At 72.0% G+C, this 15,346-nt stretch carries 13 protein-coding genes; 6 read left to right on the plus strand and 7 right to left on the minus strand.

From position 1 onward, the window contains the following. Positions 1-92: 92 nt before the first annotated feature. The gene (locus Pen02_RS16605) at positions 93-1,676 is read right to left on the minus strand and encodes an alkaline phosphatase D family protein (protein WP_203866954.1); all 1,584 of its coding nucleotides are present in this window, start codon (positions 1,674-1,676) and stop codon (positions 93-95) included. Positions 1,677-1,978: 302 nt separating this feature from the next. On the opposite strand from Pen02_RS16605, the gene msrB reads away from it, so the two are divergent. Next, positions 1,979-2,440, plus strand: a complete 462-nt coding sequence (msrB, locus tag Pen02_RS16610; protein ID WP_203866955.1) for a peptide-methionine (R)-S-oxide reductase MsrB — start codon at positions 1,979-1,981, stop codon at positions 2,438-2,440. A gap of 9 nt (positions 2,441-2,449) precedes the next feature. Here msrB and Pen02_RS16615 read toward each other — a convergent pair whose 3' ends face one another. Both Pen02_RS16615 and Pen02_RS16620 read right to left on the minus strand, forming a co-directional pair. Continuing rightward, on the minus strand, positions 2,450-2,653 hold the full coding sequence (locus Pen02_RS16615) for a DUF397 domain-containing protein (RefSeq protein WP_203866956.1): 204 nt from the start codon (positions 2,651-2,653) through the stop codon (positions 2,450-2,452). Further along, a complete protein-coding gene (locus Pen02_RS16620; RefSeq protein WP_203866957.1) occupies positions 2,646-3,530 on the minus strand; it encodes a helix-turn-helix domain-containing protein in 885 nt (294 codons plus the stop codon). The genes Pen02_RS16615 and Pen02_RS16620 overlap by 8 nt, the downstream gene beginning before the upstream one ends. A 218-nt stretch (positions 3,531-3,748) precedes the next feature. On the opposite strand from Pen02_RS16620, the gene Pen02_RS16625 reads away from it, so the two are divergent. After that, positions 3,749-4,720 carry a hypothetical protein gene (locus Pen02_RS16625; protein ID WP_203866958.1) on the plus strand — a complete coding sequence of 324 codons (972 nt, stop codon included), beginning with the start codon at positions 3,749-3,751 and terminating at the stop codon, positions 4,718-4,720. An 81-nt stretch (positions 4,721-4,801) separates the two neighbouring features. Here Pen02_RS16625 and Pen02_RS16630 read toward each other — a convergent pair whose 3' ends face one another. The 4 genes from Pen02_RS16630 to Pen02_RS16645 all read right to left on the minus strand — a co-directional run bounded on the left by Pen02_RS16630 (position 4,802) and on the right by Pen02_RS16645 (position 9,559). After that, positions 4,802-6,154, minus strand: coding sequence for a VCBS repeat domain-containing M23 family metallopeptidase (locus tag Pen02_RS16630; RefSeq protein ID WP_203866959.1), 1,353 nt, complete (start codon positions 6,152-6,154; stop codon positions 4,802-4,804). Between the two features lie 474 nt (positions 6,155-6,628). Beyond that, on the minus strand, positions 6,629-7,753 hold the full coding sequence (locus tag Pen02_RS16635; protein WP_239140849.1) for an SdiA-regulated/phytase-like domain-containing protein: 1,125 nt from the start codon (positions 7,751-7,753) through the stop codon (positions 6,629-6,631). A gap of 52 nt (positions 7,754-7,805) precedes the next feature. After that, positions 7,806-8,837 (minus strand): alpha/beta fold hydrolase, encoded by a 1,032-nt coding sequence (locus Pen02_RS16640; RefSeq protein ID WP_203866960.1) that lies wholly within the window; start codon positions 8,835-8,837, stop codon positions 7,806-7,808. A 35-nt stretch (positions 8,838-8,872) separates the two neighbouring features. Next, positions 8,873-9,559 (minus strand): TetR/AcrR family transcriptional regulator, encoded by a 687-nt coding sequence (locus Pen02_RS16645; protein ID WP_239140850.1) that lies wholly within the window; start codon positions 9,557-9,559, stop codon positions 8,873-8,875. Positions 9,560-10,025: 466 nt separating this feature from the next. Between Pen02_RS16645 and Pen02_RS16650 the strand changes: the two genes are divergently transcribed. The 4 genes from Pen02_RS16650 to Pen02_RS16665 are packed head-to-tail and all read left to right on the plus strand — an operon-like array spanning position 10,026 to position 15,334. Next, on the plus strand, positions 10,026-11,675 hold the full coding sequence (locus tag Pen02_RS16650) for an ABC transporter substrate-binding protein (protein ID WP_203866962.1): 1,650 nt from the start codon (positions 10,026-10,028) through the stop codon (positions 11,673-11,675). 1 nt (position 11,676) lies between these two features. Next, on the plus strand, positions 11,677-12,717 hold the full coding sequence (locus tag Pen02_RS16655) for an ABC transporter permease (RefSeq protein ID WP_203866963.1): 1,041 nt from the start codon (positions 11,677-11,679) through the stop codon (positions 12,715-12,717). 2 nt (positions 12,718-12,719) lie between these two features. Continuing rightward, positions 12,720-13,646 carry an ABC transporter permease gene (locus Pen02_RS16660; protein WP_203866964.1) on the plus strand — a complete coding sequence of 309 codons (927 nt, stop codon included), beginning with the start codon at positions 12,720-12,722 and terminating at the stop codon, positions 13,644-13,646. Beyond that, a complete protein-coding gene (locus tag Pen02_RS16665) occupies positions 13,646-15,334 on the plus strand; it encodes a dipeptide ABC transporter ATP-binding protein (RefSeq protein WP_203866965.1) in 1,689 nt (562 codons plus the stop codon). Before Pen02_RS16660 ends, Pen02_RS16665 begins: the two co-directional genes overlap by 1 nt. Positions 15,335-15,346 lie beyond the last annotated feature (12 nt).

The following is a 15,346-nucleotide window of genomic DNA, read 5'->3' on the forward strand; positions in this document are numbered from 1 at the left end:
CCATTCGACGTAGGCCGTCGCTGTCGGGGTGCGGGGGGCCGGGTCCGGCGACGAGCCGGCCCGGCCCCCTGGACGATCTCGCTACCGTCCGGTCAGCGGGGCGCCGGCAGGGTGGTCGTCCACAGTGAACGGCCGTCCTGGTCCCGTAGGTGCACGGTCAGCGCTCCGGAGGGTCCGTCGATGGCCACCTCGCCGAAGTGCTGGAACCCGTCGGCCGGCGAGGTGTTCGCCTGCGGCGGGGCGTGCACGAAGACGGCCCGGGGGCCGAACGTGCCGTCCAGGGCGTTCGGCCCGAACGCACCGGCGTGCGCCGGCCCGGAGACGAACTCCCAGAACGGGGTGAAGTCGGCGACCGCGGCCCGGGCCGGGTCGTAGTGGTGGGCCGCCGTGTAGTGCACGTCGGCGGTGAGGAAGACGATGCCGCGTACGCCGGCCCGGTGCGTGGCGCGGAGGATCTCGGCGAACTCCAGTTCACGCCCGGCCGGGGCCCCGCCGTCGCCCTGGGCGATGCCCTCCTGCGCGGTCGCCCCGTCCGGCACCACCAACCCGATCGGCAGGTCGGCGGCGATCACCTTCCAGGTCGCCTTCGACCGCTTCAGTTCCCGGACCAGCCACTCCCGTTGCTCGCGGCCGAGCAGTCCACGCTTCGGGTCGGCGTACGTGTTGCCGTCGTTGGGGTCTTTGTGGGTCCGCATGTCCAGCAGGAACAGGTCCAGCAGCGGCCCGTACGGCAGCCGCCGGTAGAGCCGCCCGTCGGACGGGGTCGGCACCCACTCGTGGAACGCCTGTCGCGCCCTGGCGGCGAGTACGTCGACCCGCCGCTCGGTGTAACGCGCGTCTTCCAGGATCTCGCCCGGGTACCAGTTGTTCGTCACCTCGTGGTCGTCCCACTGGTTGACCTGCGGCACCTCGGCGACGAACGCCCGGAAGTGCTCGTCGAGCAGGTTGTAGGCGAACTGTCCCCGGTATTCGGTAAGCGTCTCGGCGACCTTGCTCTTCTCCGGAGTGACGATGTTGCGCCAGATCCGCCCGTCGGGCAGCGTCACCGTCTCGGCGAGCGGGCCGTCGGCGTAGACGGTGTCGCCGCTGCACAGGTAGAAGTCGGGGCGTACCTGCCGCATGGCCCGGAAGATGCCCATGCCGCCGAGGTCGGGGGCGATGCCCCAGCCCTGGCCGGCGATGTCACCGGTCCAGACGAACCGGATGTCGTCGCGCCGGTCACCGGGGCCGGGGGCGGTGCGCAGGATGCCGTCGACCGGCTCGCTGAACAGGCCGGGCCGGTCCAGGCTCTCCACCCTGGCCCGGTAGTAGAGCCGTTCTCCGGCGGGCAGGTCGGTCAGGCGTACCTTGCCGGTGAAGTCGCCGCGCGGGTCCAGCACCGGGCCGCGGACCCGGCGGGCCCCGCGCAGGTCGGGACGGCGGCCGATCTCCAGGTGCAGCCGTCCGGACCGGTCGGCCCGGGTCCAGACCACGGCGGAGTGCGCCGTCGCGTCGCCGCTCTGCAGCCCGTGGGTCAGCACCGGGCGTCCGCCGGGCCGCCAACCGGGCGCACCGGACCGCACGGCCCGGTCGGGGGCGGCGGACGCGGCGGCACCGCCGAGCAGGACACCGCCGGCCAGTCCGGCTCCGGTGGTCAGGCCGGCGCGAAGCAGGGTACGCCGATCAAGTGCGGTCATCGGTCCTCCTGAGCTGGGTCAGAACTGATCGCCCCGAGGTCTACCGACCGGACGTTGCCTGACCACCCGGTTTCGGTGACCGCCGGCTCAACCGCACACGAACGACTGCCGGACCGCGTGACCGGCGGGTGTGCCCGGCACGGCGGCGAAGTTTCCGGCAGCGCAGGCCGGGTACGGACTTGCGGCTCTGCCGCCCGCGCGACCGACGCCCACGCGACCGGTGCCTGCGGCAGTGGTGCCGACCGCGTGTGCGGCGCGGTGCCCGGCGCATCCCGTCGGGCCGATCCGGGCAAGGAGGACCGGTGGTGTCGAAGGAGTACCGCAAGGACCCGGAGGCCGTTTCCCGGCTGTCCGAGCAGCAGTACCACGTCACCCAGGAGAGCGGCACGGAACCGCCGTTCCGGAACGCCTACTGGGACAGCAAGGAGCCGGGCATCTACGTCGACGTCGTCTCCGGCGAACCGCTGTTCGCCTCGATCGACAAGTACGACAGCGGTACCGGCTGGCCGAGTTTCACCGCGCCGATCGAACCCGCGAACGTGGTGCAGATCGACGACGTGAGTCTCGGGATGGTCCGTACCGAGGTGCGGTCCGCGCACGGGGACAGTCACCTCGGCCACCTCTTCGACGACGGCCCACGGGACCGGGGCGGGATGCGGTACTGCATGAACTCCGCCGCGATGCGCTTCGTCCCGGTGGCCGACCTCGAACGCGAGGGCTACGGGCAGTACCGCCGACTCTTCGACGGTGCCAAGGGGAGTTGAACCCCGTGGTCAGTGGGTGAGGCTGCTGGCCTTCAGTTCGGCGACGAAGGCGGACCAGGCGTACGGCGGGAACGCGAGTACCGGTCCGCCCTGGTCCTTGCTGTCGCGTACGGCGACGAGGCCGGCCAGGTTGTCGGCGACCTCGACGCACTCGCCCCCGTTGCCTCCGCTGCGAGCGCTCTTGCGCCAGCGCGCGTTGGGCAGGTTAGCCATGCTGCATCTCCCCGATGATTTTGTTGATCAAGCTTCTTGATTGTCCCTCATCAAGTGCGAGTGCATCCAGGCTCGCCCAGACCTTTTTGTAGGCGGCGTATTCGACAGGCCGGTCGAGGTAGAGCGCCCCCGTGAGCGACTCGCAGTAGACGATCGGTGGTTCGGGAGTGCTCCGGTTGCTGGGCGGGAAGTCGAGCATGATGAACGAGCCGGCCAGTGCGCCCCGGTGCTGTCCGGCCGCAAGTGGCAGGACTCGGATGACGACGTTCGGTAGCGCGGAGAGTGTAAGCAGGTGTTCAAGCTGCTCGATCATGACCTGGCGCGCGGAGACGGGCCGGAGCAAGGCGGCCTCGGACAGCACGATCTCCACGTTCGGCGCCGGGGGCAGACGACGGACCAACAGAGCCTGTCGTTGCAGACGCGCCTCGACAGCCCTTTCCCGGCCGTCCTCGTCCATCTCCGGCTGGTCCGTGCGGTACAGCCCGAGCGCGTAGTCACGCGTCTGCACCATGCCGGGAAGCAACGCGTCCTTGAAGAAACGAAGTCGAGATGCGGCCGACTCCAAGCCGACGTACAGCTCGAACCATTCGGGGATGGCGTCGCCGTAGGCGTGCCACCAGCCCTTGGCCTTGGTCTGGCTGGTCAGCCCGACCAGCGCGCCGACCAGGTCCGGCCGGACGTCGTAGAGTCCGCACATCGCCTTGACGTCGAGCGAGCGCACAACACCGAGTCCACTTTCGATCCGCCAGACCTTCTGTCGGCTGCACTCCAGAGCGACGGCCGCCGCGTCCAGGGTCACCCCGGCCTCGGTACGGAGCTGCTTGAGGGTTCGGCCGAGCTGGCGGCGGGGCACTGTCGAACCCATGTCCTCGGTCATCCGGTCACTCCCACGTTCGATTCTGCAACATCCGGCCGTCCCCGCTGAAACGTTCATCTGTTCGCCGGAAGTCAATTCCAGCCCTTTCCTATTTCACAGAAGCCATTTACCGCAATTCATCGAACGCTACAAGACTGCTCCCGGATTGCGATCGTCCCGCGCGGTTCCCGACCGGGCGACCGGCGGCGGAAGTGGCGGACCTGGTAGTGTGCGCCGCCGTGACTCTGCCGAGCGACATGAACCTGGCCTGGTCGGACCCGGTGCTGCAACACGCGGTCGACGCCCTGGCCTCCGGCGATCCGATCCCCGGCTACCAGGCACTGGCAGACAGCGCCGCCGACTTCGACCGCCGTGAGCTGTACACCGACGTGCTCGGCGACCTCGGCGCCCTGCACCTCGGCAGGCTGCGGGCCGAGGCGGAGCAGGCCGCCGACGACCCGCACCGGGCGCTGCTGCTCGGTGCCGCACTGGCCGCCGCCGCGTTCACCGCACGCGGCGCGGCACAGATGAAGGACACCTCGGAGCAACAGGTACGCGGACTGGTCGTGCTGTCCCGGGAGTCCCGCGAGGTGTTGCAACGGGCGGCGGAGCTGACGCCGGACGATCCGGTGGTGTGGACCGTGTGGCAGAGCATCGCCAAGGCGGCTCCGGTCCGCCCCGACGAGCCGCACATGGTCTGGAACAAGCTGCTCGCACTCGCCCCGGACTCGTTTCTCGGCAACCACCAGCGGTTGAGCATCCTGTGCCGCAAGTGGTACGGCAGCACCGACCAGATGCTCGGGTTCGTACGCGAGCGTTCCGCCGTACTGCCGGACGGGCATCCGCTGTGGTCGCTCGTGCCGCAGGCGTACATCGAGGTCTGGGTCGACGGCTGGATGGTCGGCAACCTGCTGGGCCGGCTGTACCGGTTCACTTCCGCCAGTGCGTTGAAGAAGCGTGCCGCCCGGGCCGAGGTCGACGCGGCCTCTGACCGGATCCTCGCCGACCCGGCCGGGTACGCCGATCATCCCTGGCTGATGGTGGCGCACCAGATGTTCGGCGCGTACTACAGCAAGGCGGGGGTGTCCGACCGGGCCCGGATTCACCTGGAGCGCGGCGGCGACCGGGCATCGTCATGGCCCTGGGGTTACTTCGCTGGCGAGGAGCAGGCCGCGTTGATCAGTGCGAGGCGGTCGGCGGGACTCGGCTAGCCCGCGCACGGCGGCGCCGTGGCGGTGACCGACCGGCCACCGCCACGGCGCACGACGGACGTACGCGGGTTGCGCCGCTACTCAGTTCGGGATGCTCGTGAGCACCAGACGGTTCTCACTCCAGCTGTACCTGGGGTTGCCGCCGGAGTTCCAGAAGACGACCACGTCGCCGTTGCTGCGGATCTGCATGAGGTCGTCGCGCCCGTCGGCGTCGAGGTCGGCCATCCGGACCTCGCCGGGGTTCCCCTGGCCGGTCAGCACGACCGCGTTGGTGCTCCAGTTGAAGTTGGGGTTGGCGTTGGTGTTGACGAAGACGACGACGTTGCCGTTGCTGCGCGTCTGCACGATGTCGTCGAGCCCGTCCCCGGTGACGTCACCGACCTGCACCCGGGCCGCCTCCATGGCGGTCAGGACGAGCCGGTTGTTCGACCACGAGAAGCCGCCGTTTCCGGCGTTCCAGAACACGACCGTGTCGCCGTTGTCGCGTACCTGGACGATGTCGTCGAGGCCGTCCGCGTTGAGGTCACCGACCTTGATCTCGTTGGCCGGCACCGCCGTCAGCGCGAGGTGGTTGTTCGACCACGAGAAGGTGCCGCTGCCGTTGTTCCAGAAGATCACGGCGTTGTTGTTCGGACGCAGCTCCAGGATGTCGTCCCGGTTGTCGCCGTTGAAGTCGCCGACCCGGATGGGGTTGCTGATGGCGGTCAGTGCGGCGTGGTTGTAGGAGTACGCGTAGTTGGGGTTGGCGTTGCGGTTCCAGTAGACGACGACCCGCTTGTCCGACCGGCGCTCGACGAGGTCGTCGAGTCCGTCGCCGTTGAGGTCCCCGAACTGCACGACATCCTCGGTAGACCCCCCGCTGCCTCCGCAGTTCGCGCTGGTGACCCGCCGTGCCGGCGATGTGCCGTCGTCGGTGATGCCGGACGCGACGCCGTTGAAGTACGCCTCCGACTTGGCGCCGTCCCGTAGCTGCTCGTAGTGCAGGTGCGGGCCGCTGGAGTCACCGGTGCTGCCGACGCGGCCGATCTGCTGGCCCTGGACGACCCGCTGGCCGGCGGAGACCGGCGGGTTCTCGATCATGTGCAGGTAGAGCGTCTGCCATCCGCTGCCGTGGTCGATCCGGACGCGGTAGCCGCCGCCTTCCGACCAGCCCGCCGCAGCGACGGTACCGCCGTAGGCCGCGAGGATCGGCCGACCCGAGGCCGCGCCGCTGACCGGCGTCATGTCGATGTCGTAGTCGTCGTGCCCGGGGTAGGTCGCGAGCACCCACTGTTCGCCACAGGGGAACGGCAACTGGAACAGGGGACGCGGTCCGGCTGCCTGAGCCGCCGGCGCGGCACCGGCGAGCGTGGCCGCCCCGCCGCCGGTAAGGCCGGCCGCGACTGCGGCAGCCACCCCGGTCAACGCGACGAACACCCGTCGGAAACGGTTCACGAAGGCCTCCAAAAGAGGGGAAGGTCACCGCGTGCTGCGGTGCCTTCCAGAGAGGCTTCGGTATGCCGCTCTATGGATGCCATCCGAACGTCATCTATGGATGATCTTCAAAACGGCGCTGCCACCGGACATTCAGCAATCGGAAGACATACCGCCGTCCACAGTGGCCAAAGGAGCTGAGTCTTCGACGCCGGGAACCCCCACGGGCTAGCGCGGGCGCGGTCCACGGTGGTCGCCCGGCTCTGGATTCCACAGTGTCCACAGGAGCTCGGATGTCGTGCCGGGCGTTCGTCGGCACCGCCGCCGACCGGGCATCGTCGTGGTCCGGGAACGTGGTCCGAGGCTTGCTCGGGGGGTGTGGGCGGGGGGCTTACGTCGGTACGCCGCAGGTCGCGTCGAGCCGGCCGAAGCAGTCGGTGGAGCTGGGGGCGGCCGACCTACCGTGGCCCGGCAGCCCGCTCGCGGGCGTGCTGGCTATCGAACTCCGCCGGACTCGCGGCGGCGGGCTCGCCGGACGGCGAATCCGGCGATCGCCACGAGGGCCAGCAGGATCCCCGCCACCGCACCGACGAAGTTGCCGCTGATCTCCCGGCTCGACTCCGCCGGCCGTTCCCCGTTGACCGCCGTGCCGCCCGGGACGGAGCGAGGAACGGTGCTCGGGGTGGCGGAGGGCTCCGGCCTCGGCTGGTGCGCCGTCGGATAGCGCAACAGCACCGGATCGGCGGCCGAGTCCCCGTCCCCCTTCTCCGAGAGCGTCAGCAGAGTCCTGCCGTCCGGGCTGTAGGCGATCGACTCGCCCTGCGGCTCGTCGGGCAGCGGGACGGTCCTCGGCGTACCCTCGGTGATCGCGCGGACCACGTCGCCGCCGGAGACGTCGAACTCCAGGGCATCGGCGTAGGTGCGTAGTACCACCCGGCTGCCGTCCGGAGCGACCGCGCCGCCGGTGACGAGCTGCCGGCCGAAGATGGAGAACGGGTTGCTGGTCGTGCTCCTGGGCAGGCTGAACTGGCCGACCTTGCGCAGCGGGGTCGTCTGCCCGGTCCGCAGTGCCCGGCTCGGAATGTAGAGACCGGGTGTGCCGGGGTCCTTGGTGACGATGATCGGGGTGCCGTCGGCGGCGAGCAGCAGCGCCTCCGCGTCGTGTGCGCCGTCCGGGTAGCTGACCCGGTGCAGCACGGGAGAATCCGCACCCGGGGCCAGTTTCCAGAGCGCGACAGTCTCGCGTACCCGATCGTTGTCGCCGATGTCGCCGATCCAGATCGTGCCGTCCGGGGCCCGGGTCAGGTCCTCGGTGTCCCGGGGCCGGGACGGGTAGCGGACGGTGCGGTCGACCGCGCAGTCCCGGTCGAGGAAGAAGATCCGCCGCCGGTTGTCCACGTCGGAGCTGTCGTTGACCACGACGTAGCCGTCGTCGGTGGCGGCCAGCCCGGAGACCTCCGGCAGCCGCTTGTCGTCGACGGTGCAGACCGGGGTCCCGGCGGCGGCGCGGAGGCCGGCGGGCACCTGCCCGGGGGGCGGAGCAGCGGCCGGCTCGCCTGCCGACCCGCCCACCGGGAGCGCCAGCACCGCCGCCGCCACGAGGGTCACCAGGCGCCGCATCCGGCAAGTGTGGCACGGGGTTTCACGTTTGCCGGCCGGTACCCGGCGGGAGTCAGCCCATAGCGGGACGCCCGGCCATCACGCCGCCTGCCCTCGACACCGGAGGCATCTCCTCCGCCAGCGCGGGACGCCGGGGCTCCGCGTCGGTCCCGGTTTCTCGGACGAAGTCGACCGCCCGGCGTACGACCTCGGGGTCGGCCAGGATGCGGTTGTGCCCGAGCCCGGTGGTGCGGTGCAGCCGGCCCGGCCAGGCGGTCGCCATGGTGGCGCCGTCGGCGGGGTCGACCTCTCGGTCGTTGCGGTCCTGGAGCACCAGCAGCGGCGGTAGTTCCCCGGCCGGTCGGGCGGCGGCCCGGGTGCCCAGGTCGAAGTCGGCGATCGACCGGCCGACCAGCGACTCCATCATCGTGACGAGCCGGTCGCCGACCACCGGGCCGATGCCGAGCGCCCGTCGGAACGCCCCGATGTAGGGGAGCGGGTCGGCCAGCGGGGCGATCATCACGAGTCGGTTCACCGGCAGCCCGTCGAGGACGGCGAGCCCGGTCGCGCTGGCGCCGAGCGAGTGGGCGATCACGGCGTGCGCGGGGCCGTGCTTCCGGACCACCGCCGTCAGCACGTCGGCGAACTCGCTGAGCGTGGCGCGGTGCGGGCCGAGCGCGCCCGGCCCGGAGCGGCCGTGGCTGAGGGCGTCCCAGGTGACCACCCGGTAGCCGGCGGCCACCAGCGGCGGGACGAATCCGTGCAGTTGGCCGGCGGTGCCGCCCCAGCCGTGGGCCAGGTAGACGAGTGGGCCGCTGCCCCAGGCCCGGCCGTGGACCGTGCCGCCGTCGACGGCGACGGTGAACGCGGCGCCGTCGTACGGGCCGGTGAAGGTGGCGGCGCCACCCGGCCCGGCCGGCGGGGTGGGGGCGGTGGCGCGCCGACGGGGCGGGGTGCACCAGAGCCGTAGCGCGAGCTGGCCGCCGGCTTCGGGGGCGAGGTGTTCGAGGGTACGGAAGACGACTCGCAACGTACCGGTGACGGCGGCGCGGCGAAAAGAACGAACGATCGTGCTTTTTTTGGATCGGGTGTGTCGGCTGGTCATGACGGCTCCTCGGGTTGGGGTGCGCTCAGGCGGACCTATGGTCGGGCAGTGTCCGGCTTCGGTCGAGCGGCGTCGGGCTTCGGTCTGGCAGTGTCCGGCTTCGGGTGGACGGTGTCCGGCTGCGCGCGGATGGCGTCGGGCTTCGGGCGAGCGGCGTCCAATAGGGCCTCGAAGGCCCGCCGGGTCCAGGTCTCGGCGCGCGGGTCGGCCAGCAGGCGTGCCGCGTGGAAGGCGCCGAGCATGACGCTGTGCAGGTCGTGGGCGAACTGATCGGGGTCGGCCGCCTCGTCGAACTGCCCCTCCGCGATCCCGGTGCGGAAGATCTGCGCGATCACGTCGGAGAGGTCCTTGTGGTCGGACACCAGTTGGTCCCGGACCGGGCCGGGCTGGTCGTCGAACTCGGTGGACGCCGAGACGAACAGGCAGGCGGAGGCGAGGCTGACGCTGCGGTACCAGTTCTCGAAGAGCGCCCGCATCCGGGCCTCGCCCCGGGGTGCGCGCAGCGCCGGGCGGACCACCTCGGCGGTGAAGGCGTCCCGGGCGTAGCCGAGCACCTGGAGGTGCAGTGCCTCCTTGGACCGGAAGTGTGCGAAGAGGCCGCTCTTGGACATGTCGACCCGGGCCGCCAGGGAGCCGATGGTGAGGCCGCCGAGACCGAGCCGGCTGGCGATCTCGGTCGCCTCCGCCAGCACCGCCTGCCGGGTGGCCTCACCCTTGCTCACACCGCATTGATAGCACGACCGTTCGCATATCGCCAGGGTCGGTGCCGCGCGTCGGGCGTGACCGCGCGGGGGTCGGGTGCCGGCCGAGTAACCCATAAATCCTACCGTAAAAGTAGGTATTAGGTCAACGAAATCACGTCCCGACGTGCGAAGAACGACATCGAAGGGACCAAACATTGACGCTGCACCCGCCGCCGGGTGAACTCGACTCATGTCCAGCGAGCTGCGGCTGACGATCCGCGGCCACATCGACTTCGGTCGGGTGTGGTCGAGTTCCTGTCTGAGCTGACCGGCTGCCACCACCCTCGCCGTCGCTCCCTACCGGACGCGCGTCGGCCGTGGGGCCCGTTCCGGGCCGTCCGCCGCTCCACCTCATCTTTACCGCCGCCGTAGCGGCTCCGTACGCCACCGTCGACGCCGACCGTGGCGTACCCGTGCATCCCCCTGCTGGACGGGAGACCTCGCCATGCCCGCTACCCGTCGTACCCGGTCGGCCGTGCTGGCCACCCTGACCGCCCTGCTCCTCGGCTCCGCCGGCTGCTCCTCGGGGGCCAGCGGTGAACCCGTCGACGCCGCCGGCCCGCCCCGCTCCGGCGGCACGCTGACCTGGGCGATCGAGACCGAGCCGATCACCCTCAACCCGCACCAGTACGCCCAGGCCAAAGCGCGGCTGCTGGTCTGGAACAGCTTCGAGGCGCTGCTCACGCACGACCGGGACGGCAACCTGGTGCCGTGGCTGGCGACCGGCTACCAGGTCGCGCCGGACGGGCTCTCCTACACCGTCGCGCTGCGCACCGACGTCACCTTTCACGACGGCGAGAAGTTCGACGCCGCAGCGGTGAAGGCCAACGTCGACCAGCTCCGCCAACCCGGCTACGCCCCGGCGGTCGCCGCCGTGCAGCTACGCAACCTCAAGGACGTCGAGGTGGTCGACCCGGCCACCGTACGGTTCGTGCTCACCCGGCCGGACGTGCTGATCCTGGATTTCCTCGCCTCCCCGCAGGGCGCGCAGGTCTCGCCGAGGTCGCTGCGTACCGCCGCCAACCTCAAGGCCGGCGGGACCGACGTGGTCGGCACCGGACCGTTCGTCCTGGACGGCTACGCCCCCGGCCAGGAACTGCGCTACCGGAAGAACCCGGCCTACGACTGGGCACCGCCGACCGCCGGGCACACCGGACCGGCCCACCTGGACCGGATCACCTACCGCTTCCTCAAGGAGTCGTCGGTCCGGGTCGGGGCACTCACCTCCGGCCAGGTCCAGCTTGTCGAGGGCGTACCCGCGACCGACCAGCCGCTGATCGCCGGCAACCCGACGTTGCGGCTGCACCGGGAACTCAACTCCGGCTCGGCGTACTCGTACTACTTCAACGTCTCGCATCCGCCCTTCGACGACGTACGGGTCCGGCGGGCGTTCCGGGACGCGGTGGACGTCGACGCCGTGCTCAGAGCCGTCTACCAGGACACCGCCACCCGGGCCTGGAGTGTGGTCAGCCCGGCCAGCCGCTTCTACGACAAGCGGTTCGAGGGCAGCTACGGCGGCAACCCGGAGCGGGCCAACGCACTCCTCGACCAGGCCGGCTGGACCGGCCGGGACGCCGCCGGCTACCGGACGAAGGACGGCAGGCGGCTCACCGTACGGCTGGTCCAGTCGGCGCCGTTCGTCCGGGACCGGCGGGACATCCTGGCCCAGGCGGTGCAGGCGGCGGTCCGGCAGAGCGCCGGCATCGACCTCGCCGTCTCCGTGGTCGACCAGGGCACCGCGACCGAGGCGCTGAACGGCAACCGGTACGAGGTCTTCGACAACTCCCGCGCCGACACCGACGCCGGAGCGGCCCTCAACCTGCTGCTGCACTCGCAGGGCGCGATCAACCGGGTCCGGAGCCGGGACGCGGAACTCGACCGGCTGCTCGACACCGGCCAGGCGACCGGCGACCCGCAGCGGCGGACCGGCATCTACGCCGACCTCCAGCAGCGGGTGGTGGCCGACCAGGCGTTCGTGCTGCCGCTCTACGCCCCGGCCGACCAGGTCGCCGCCAGCAACCGGGTCGGCGGGGTCGGCTTCGAGCCCACCGCCGGGGTACCGGCCAGCGCCTACGACCTCTGGATCGGGGGCTGAGATGGGACGGGACCCCGCCGACGGCCGGGGCGACCGGGACGGTACCCGGCTGCGGCCGGAGCCGCCCGCCCGGCTACGACGAGTGCCGCGCAACCGGCTGCGGCGAGTGCCGGGTACCCGGCTGCGGCCGGTGCTGCGCCGGCTGGGTACCGGCGCGGTGGTGCTCTGGGCCGCCGCCACCGCGGCGTACCTGGCGCTGCTGGCGGCGCCCGGCGACACCGTGGACAGCATCGTCGGCGACGGTGCGGACAGTCCTCAGATCCGGGCCCAGGTGGTCGCCGAGTGGGGACTCGACCGGCCGGAGGTGGTGCAGTACCTCGACTACCTGTGGCGGCTGGCGCACGGCGACCTCGGCCGGTCGTACCTGTTGCAGCGGCCGGTGGCGGAGGTGGTCGGCGACCAACTCCTGCCGACCCTGAAGCTGGCGCTGGCCGCCGCCGTCCTCGGCGTGGCACTGGCCCTGCTCGCCTCGGCCGGTACCGCCGGAAGCCGCCGGCCGTGGCTGCGCCGGGTCACCTCCACCACCGAACTGGTGCTGGTCTCCACCCCGCCGTTCCTGATCGGCATCGTGCTGCTCAGCCTGCTGTCGTTCCGGTTCGGACTCTTCCCGGTCGCCGGTGACCGGGGGTTCGCCGCCCTGGTGCTGCCGGCGGTGACCCTGGCACTGCCGATCGCCGGCCTGCTCGGCCAGGTACTCCGGGACGGGCTGGACCGGGCCCTGGACGAGCCGTTCGTGGTCACCGCCCGGTCCCGAGGACTGCACGAACGCGCGGTGCTGGTCCGGCACGCGCTGCGGCACGCCCTGCTGCCGGCGGTGACCCTGGCCGGCTGGCTCTTCGGCGTACTGCTGGGCGGGTCGGTGATCGTCGAGCAGGTGTTCGGCCGGCCCGGCCTGGGCCAGGTGACGTTGACGGCGGTGACCGGCAAGGACATGCCAGTGGTACTGGCCGTGGTGGTGCTCTCCGCCGCCGGTTACGTGCTGGTCAGCACCGCCGCCGACCTGGCGTACCTGCTGATCGATCCCCGACTGCGGAGGAGTTGACGATGAGTCTGCTGGTCGACGGCACCTCGGCGGCACCGACCGGAGCACCCGGGCAGCCGGGCGTACTCGCCGCACCGGTCGTCGCCGGGACACGCCGGGGCCGGACGACGTCCGGTCGGCGTACCCGGATCCGGCCCGGCCTGGTCGCTGCCGGCGGCTTCCTGGCGGTGGTGCTGCTCGCGGTGCTCTGGCCGGCAGCGCTTACCGACGTGGACCCGCTCGCTGCCGACCCGTTCGCGGTGCTCCGCCCACCGGACGGGGCACACTGGTTCGGCACCGACCACCTCGGCCGGGACGTCTTCGCCCGGGTCGTGTACGGCGCCCGGCACTCGCTGGCGATCGGGCTGGCGGCGACCGGGCTCGCGGTCACCGCCGGTGTGCTGCTCGGACTGCTCGCCGGCCTGGCGCACCGGATTGCCGACGAGGCGCTGAGCCGGACCTTCGACGCGCTCTCCGCGTTCCCGATGCTGCTGCTGGCGCTGCTCTTCGTCGCGGTCGCCGGGCCGGGCACGGCGAGCCTGATCGTCGCGATCGGCATCGCCACGCTGCCGCACTACGCCCGGGTGGCCCGGGCACAGACCCTGCTCGTCCGGCGGGCCGGGTACGTCCGCCAGGCGGTCGCCTTCGGCTCGTCCCGGTTCCGGCTGGTGCTCCGGCACGTGCTGCCGAACGTGGTCGGGCCGGTGCCGGTGCTCGCGGTGATCGGGCTGGGCGAGGCGATCCTGGTCGCCTCCGGGCTGAGTTTCCTCGGCATGGGACCGCAGCCGCCGTCGCCGGAGTGGGGCGCGATGCTCTCCGAGGCCCGCAACTACCTGCGGGTGGCCTGGTGGGGCGCGATCCTGCCGGGGGTGGCGGTGACGCTGACCGTCGTGTCGCTGACCGTGCTCGGCCGGCATCTACAGCGGCGCTTCGACGGGCGGGACGGCTGATGACAGCGCCGTTCGACCCATCGGACCGGCTCGCGGCGCCGTCGACGTCACCGGCCCGGCCGCCGGTGCTCGCGGTCGAGGACCTGCACGTCACGTTCCGGACCGGCCGGCGGGAGGTGCCGGCGGTCCGCGGGATCAGCTTCGAGGTCGGCCCGGGGGAGTGCCTGGCGATCGTCGGCGAGTCCGGTTCGGGCAAGAGCGTCACCGCCCGGACCCTAGTCGGGCTGGCCGGGCCGGGCGCCGAGGTCCGGGCGGAACGACTCGACCTGGCCGGCGCCGACGTGCGGCGGTACCGCGACCGGGACTGGCGACGGGTACGCGGCCGGCTGGCCGGACTGGTCCTCCAGGACGCACTGGTGTCGCTGGATCCACTCCGGACGGTCGGTGCCGAGATCGGCGAGGTGCTGCGTACCCACGGGATGGTGCGGGCGGGCGAGCGGGCCGGGCGGACGGAGTACCTGCTGGAGCAGGTACACGTGCCCGAGCCGGCGTTGCGGGCCCGGCAGTACCCGCACCAGCTCTCCGGCGGGCTGCGCCAGCGGGCACTGATCGCCAGCGCCATCGCCGGGGAACCGGGACTGCTGATCGCCGACGAGCCGACCACCGCGCTGGACGTGACGGTGCAGGCCCAGATCCTGCGACTGCTCGCCGAGCGTCGGGCGGCCGGTACCAGCCTGCTGCTGATCAGCCACGACCTGGCGGTGGTGGCCCAGCTCGCCGACCGGGTGCTGGTGATGCGGGACGGCGAGATCGTCGAGCGGGGGCGGACGGACCGGCTGCTGCGGGCGCCGGAGCATCCGTACACCCGGGGGTTGCTCGCCGCCGTGCCGTCGGCGCGGTCGCGCGGGCGCCGCCTGGCCACGGAGGTCCGGGACCGGACGGGCGGGTCACCGGCGCTCCGGGCCGAGCTGCCGGCCCGGACCGTGGCGCCGACCGGGACCGTGCTGGAGGCGACCGGCCTGCACAAGCGGTACGGCTCCCGCGAGGTCGTCCGGGACGTGTCGTTGCGGATCGCCCGGGGCGAGACCGTCGGCCTGGTCGGCGAGTCCGGCTCCGGCAAGACCACCGTCGCGCAGCTCCTCTTCGGACTGCTCGACCCGGACGCCGGTACGGTCCGATTCGCCGACCGGCCGTGGTCCAGGGTGCCGGAGCGGGCCCGCCGTCCACTGCGGCGACGGCTTCAACTCATCTCCCAGGACCCACTCGGCTCCTTCGACCCCCGGTACGGCGTCGGCCGGATCGTCGGGGAGGCCCTGGACCCGGCGGTCGACCGGGCCGACCGCCGGGACCGGGTCGTCGCCCTGCTCGACCGGGTCGGACTCGGCGCCGACCTGCTGGACCGGCATCCCCGGCAGCTCTCCGGCGGCCAGCGCCAGCGGGTGGCGATCGCCCGCGCCCTCGCGCCCCGGCCCGACCTGATCGTCTGCGACGAGCCGGTCTCCGCGCTGGACGTCTCGGTGCAGGCCCAGGTGCTCGACCTGCTGGCCGACATCCGGGCCGCCGACGGGACCGCGCTGCTGTTCATCTCGCACGACCTCGGGGTGGTGCACCACCTCAGCGACCGGGTGCTGGTGATGCACGACGGCGCCGTGGTCGAGCAGGGGCCGGTCGGCGACGTCTTCAGCTATCCGCGCCACCCGCACACCCGGGCGCTGCTCGACGCGCTGCCCACCCTCGTCACCGGCTGACCGGCGGAAGGA

This window comes from Plantactinospora endophytica (assembly GCF_016862915.1).
Lineage (GTDB): Bacteria > Actinomycetota > Actinomycetes > Mycobacteriales > Micromonosporaceae > Plantactinospora > Plantactinospora endophytica.